At 40.2% G+C, this 5,375-nt stretch carries 3 protein-coding genes; 1 reads left to right on the forward strand and 2 read right to left on the reverse strand.

The features are described 5' to 3' along the window. Nucleotides 1–430: 430 nt before the first annotated feature. On the reverse strand, nt 431–880 hold the full coding sequence (locus IM500_RS16905) for an HNH endonuclease (RefSeq protein ID WP_287739086.1): 450 nt from the start codon (nt 878–880) through the stop codon (nt 431–433). Further along, nucleotides 880–1,146, reverse strand: coding sequence for a hypothetical protein (locus tag IM500_RS16910; protein WP_002773197.1), 267 nt, complete (start codon nt 1,144–1,146; stop codon nt 880–882). The genes IM500_RS16905 and IM500_RS16910 overlap by 1 nt, the downstream gene beginning before the upstream one ends. 258 nt (nt 1,147–1,404) lie before the next feature. Between IM500_RS16910 and IM500_RS16915 the strand changes: the two genes are divergently transcribed. Then, nucleotides 1,405–5,238, forward strand: a complete 3,834-nt coding sequence (locus tag IM500_RS16915; RefSeq protein WP_287739091.1) for an Eco57I restriction-modification methylase domain-containing protein — start codon at nt 1,405–1,407, stop codon at nt 5,236–5,238. Nucleotides 5,239–5,375: the final 137 nt, after the last annotated feature.

Below are 5,375 nucleotides of genomic sequence, written 5' to 3' on the forward strand. Positions count from 1 at the left end.
TAGACTGAGCGGATTCACTGCGACTCGCTTTAATCACATTCACGGAACTATCATCAATTTCTTCATCCTCAGTCTAGTCCTTAGCTTGAAATCAGAAGGATTTTAATTTTTATCCCCATTATATAAGTTACGATTCAAGCCTGCGGCTGTGGTAAGTCTTGGCGATTTTTTTTGGCCAAAACCCTTGACAAAATCGGAGACTTGCCCTATACTTCTTGTATGATGGGAATCCGTGCCTGCCTGCAAACCCTTCATTTTTAGGCTAGATACCCTGCTCTGAATCAGAGACGATAATAACCTGTTGATCATGATAGGGCTTTTTCATTTCGCTCATTTTCCCTTCCCTTTGTTTGTCTGTTAGTCACTGCATTACTGTCCTAGCAAAGTCAGAACATTGATAAAGCGCAAATTTACCGACAATATTGCTAATTTAATCGACATTCTCCTGGATGGGATCTCCCGGCGGTGGATGTCGCTTGAGAAGTATGTCAGCTTGGCGAATGTCAATTACCCTCTCTCGATTTAAGTCTAAAGCTGCAATCGTGGCTTTTCCCACTGCCGTCAAGCTAATAATTCCTCGACCGTCTGCCGACCAAATAAAATGGTCTTGCCAACGCTCCCTTCTCGGATTAAACAGAGGTATGTCCTCCCCTAAAGCTAAGTCTTTGATAGAGACCAGATTTCCCTTGCGACGGTTGCAGTGAAAGCAAGCCAAGGCCAAATTATCCAAGCTGTCATCTCCTCCTTGAGTTAAGGGAATGACGTGGTCTATCGTAAAGGCAACATACTGCCATTTTTCTAAGGCATGGCAATACTCGCATAAATAATTGGCGCGGACGCGAATTTCTGATTGGATAACTGAGGAAAACTTTTTAGACATCAAGAGGGGTTTTTGCTGAGATTCCGCAAGGTACGATTGACAAAGCTGAGGTAGTCGTCAATTTCTTCGTAGGCATCGAGTTCTTGCTTTTGTGCGGGGGTAATTGCTGATTCTTTCTCTAGTTGCAGTAATTCTTCAATCCGAGTCTGAACGGCAGTGGAAGCTCGAAATATAGCAACTCCATCTTCTAATTCTAGGCAGACGGCTCCCTCTCTGGCTAGGGCAGAGGGCAAATGATTGAGTTTAGGGATTGCTTGGGGGGTCATTTAGTTACCAGTTATCAGTTATCGATGACTACCGCAGTTCAGTCGGTAGCTTGAAATCAAAAGGATTTTAATTTTTATCCCCATTATATAAGTTACGATTCAAGCCTGCGGCTGTGGTAAGTCTTGGCGATTTTTTTTGGCCAAAACCCTTGACAAAATCGGAGACTTGCCCTATACTTCTTGTATAATGGGAATCCGTGCCTGCCTGCGAACCCTTCATTTTTAGGCTAGATACCCTCAATGCTAGGATAATTGCCCATGTCAGGACAAGCAAGCAATAAACCGCTTTTTTCTCAACACTATCTTGAGCATCGGCTGCCGGATTCTGGGGAATGGCAAGAGGATGTATCCGTGGCATTTTCCCGCTTAGAGAGTCTTTATCAACAAAAAAAGGCGATTTTGCCGACTCTTAACGAAGCGCAAACGGAAGCAGAATTAATACAACCGATTCTAGAAATTCTCGGTTTTAGTTATATACCGCAGGTAAGCAGTAGGGGAAAAGGAAGGTCAGAAAGGCCAGATTATGCCCTATTTGCCACAGAAAATGACCGTTATCAAGCCTATGCTCTCCAGAATAATGAAAGAGCCTTTTATAGTCAAGTTTTAGCGATCGCTGAGGCCAAATACTGGCAACGTTCTCTTAGTGACGTTTCTAAGAATGATCAGCGAGATATCTGGAAAAATAGTAATCCTTCCTTTCAGATCACCAATTATCTCACGGGGACGGGAGTAGATTGGGGTATTCTCACCAATGGTCGAGAATGGCGCTTATATTATCGTCAAGCGTCCTCCACAGCCACGGAATTTTATCTAGTGGACTTGATGGAACTATTAGAAGGGGGAGACCGGCAAAAATTTCCGTATTTCTGGTTATTTTTCCGTCAAGAGGCTTTTATTAAGGATATTCACGGTCAGAATTTCCTTGAACGGGTGCGGGAGGAGAGTACCACCTATGCCACCAGAGTGGGTAACGAGTTAAAAGAGTTAGTCTTCGATCGCATTTTTCCCGATATTTCTCAAGGTTTTGTATCATTAAATACAGACATACAGCCAGATTTATTGTACGAAGCGAGTTTATCCCTGCTGTATAAATTATTATTTCTGCTCTACGCAGAAGCGCGGGACTTGCTGCCGGTGAGGGGAGACTATCGCGATTACAGCTTATTGCAAAAGACGCGAGAAATTGCCGTTAAAATCGATCGTCAGCAGGTCTTTAGTGGCACCTCGACGGGAATATACGATGCTCTCCTCAGTTTATTTCGCATTGTCGATCGAGGGGATGCTAATTTAGCCGTACCTCGTTACAACGGGGGTTTATTTGACATGGAAGAAGGCCGGGTGAATTGTTTTCTCGGTCAATATAAGTTATCCGATGCGGTTTTAGCGCCCATTTTAGACAAGTTAGCACGTTTTGAGGGACAGCCGATCGACTATAGTTTTTTAGGTGTGCGACAGTTAGGATCAATTTACGAGGGATTACTGGAATATCGCATCGTGATTGAGGGGGAATCGGTGCATCTGGAAAATGATCGGGGAGAAAGAAAAGCCACCGGTTCCTATTACACTCCCGATTACATTGTTAAATATATTGTCAGCCATACCCTCAAACCAATTTTAGAGCAAAGAGCGCGACAGTTCGGGGATGTGATGACAGAAATCGCCACCCGAAGACAAGAAAGCAGCGATAGACGTTTAGGAAATCTCAGTCAGCAGGGATTAGAAAAAGAGCTACAACGCTTAGAAAAAAAAGCGATCACCACCTTACTTGATCTTAAACTCTGTGACCCCGCCATGGGAAGCGGACATTTTTTAGTAGAAGCAGTGGACTATCTCACCGATGAGTTAATCCAGATTCTCAATCTTTATCCCGAAGATAATCCCGTTTTAACCATGTTGGAAACCACCCGACAAAACATTATCGACAATCTCCAACAACAGGGAATTATTCTCGATTCTCCCACCCTTGAACCCACGCAATTATTACAGAGAGTGGTGATGAAGCGCTGTATTTATGGGGTGGATATCAATCCGATGGCCGTAGAATTGGCCAAAGTTAGTCTCTGGTTACATTCTTTCACAGTGGGCGCACCTTTGAGTTTTTTGGATCATCATTTACGTTGTGGGAACTCTCTGATCGGAACTACCGCCAAGGACGCAGAAGCCGCTATGATCGAGGAAGAAAGTGGTCAATTAACTCTTTTAACTGGCCCTTTTGTTGGGTTACTTCGGGCAGCAGAAATTATGCGGGGAATTAGTACCCTCAGCGATGCGACTTTTGCTGAAGTGGAAACAAGTGAACAGTTATTCCGTGATTTTGATAGTCAAGCTAAACCCTACAAGCGTTTATTAGATGTTTTCCTTTCTCGCTTTTTTGGGGTTAAAACTGCTATCGAGTTTCTGCAGCGCTACGGTGGTAATATATCGGCAATTAATTGGGATAAGTTACCCCGATCAGATCAAGGAATTTTAGACCAAGCAGCTAGTTTATATAAAAGTAAGCGCTTTTTTCATTGGGATCTGGAATTTCCTGAAGTTTTTATCGATCTTGATTCCGCTTCTTGGAAGGATAACCCCGGTTTTGATGCTGTAATCGGTAATCCTCCTTGGGGTTGTACTCTTAGTAAAGAAGAAAAGAAATTCTTGCAAAATTATTTTAAAATTAATAGCTTAAATAACCTTGATTCTTATGCACTATTTACTCAAGCATCAATGATTAGAACTAATCAAAATGGTAGATGTGGTCATATTATCCCTGATACTTTACTTCGCAAAGAAGATTTAAGAGAATTGCGAAAACATTTAATTTTTGAAAGTACAATTGAAGAATTAATTGAAACCGGACCAGTATTTAAAGAGGTCAGAGATACATGGTGTTTAATTTTAATAGTCACACATCAACAACCATCTAAATATCACCGTATTCAACATAAAAAAATTAGTAGATTTATCGTCTCGGTGGAAGAAAGATTAGAAAAATTTGGTCTTCAAGAATGGTCGCAGAATACCAAATCGGCACAATTACAATGGGCAAGAAAACAGGATCATATTATCGGTTATAATGCCTCTAGATGTGAACAAAGTATTATTCAAAAAATAGAAAATAACTCAGAGACATTAAGAAATAGCTCTTTGAAATTTATAATCTCTAGAGGAGAAGAAGGAAGTAAACAAAAATTAACCCCTGATCCAAAGGGTAATTTCATGATAGTCATTCCAGAAGATATTAATCGGTATGAAATTAATGACGGGGTATTAATTAAATCTAGTGAATTAACCCCTATTAAGATGCAAAAATTTTATTCATGTCCCAAAATATGGTGTATTCGCATTCAAAAGCTACGCTGGAAACAGAGAATAGTTTGTAGTTTTGATCCTAGAGATAACTCTGCGGGTATGAAAACGCTTCAAATTATTATTTCATACTCTAACCAAAAAGATAACTTGCTTTTCGCATCTACCTTATTAAGCTCTAAATTACTTAATTTTTGGTGTGAAGACTATTTAGTTGATGACATGAATAAAAGCTATTTAGAAAAAATACCCATCCGAAAAATATCTTTTAACACCAATAGCGATCGCCGTCAACAGTGTTTAGAGAAACTTATCAAAAGTTATCAAGAAAAGCAAGAGATATTAAAAGAAATCGAGGAGCATATTAGGAGAGAGGAAACCGATATAGTCCATGATATTCTGTCCTACTTAGCAGAACAGATGATCGAGATAAATCGGGAAAAACAAAAAGAAATCAAAAGCTTTTTGAGATATTTAGAGAGAATAATCGGCAGTGCGATCGATAATTTAACCAACAAATCAAAAATCCAAAACTATCTCGGTGACTACCAAAAAAGCGAACCTCATCTTAGCTGCGATCAACTGTGGGAGATACTGAAAAAGAACAAAAAGAAAATTAGCGTTAACTTGTTAGATCGTCAAATACAGGAAACCCTAGAAAAAGAATATCAAACCAGTCTCGATAAACTTTTGCCCCTAAAACAACAATTAAGCACCACCGATGAATTGATCGATCTAATTGTTTATAAACTCTATGGATTAAGCGAGGAAGAAATTAAAATTATTGAAGGGAGAGAGTGAAAAAAGAATCAGCTGCCCGCGTATTTAAATTATACTAAATCTGGTTATTAAAGACTGATTATTTATTCCCCTTTTTGCATGAGTGCATGAGTAGAAAACGGGTTTCTCGGAGAAACCCGTTTTCTGTGCGTTACTCA

The organism is Microcystis sp. M179S2, from assembly GCF_020245805.1.
In the GTDB taxonomy this organism is placed as follows: domain Bacteria; phylum Cyanobacteriota; class Cyanobacteriia; order Cyanobacteriales; family Microcystaceae; genus Microcystis; species Microcystis aeruginosa.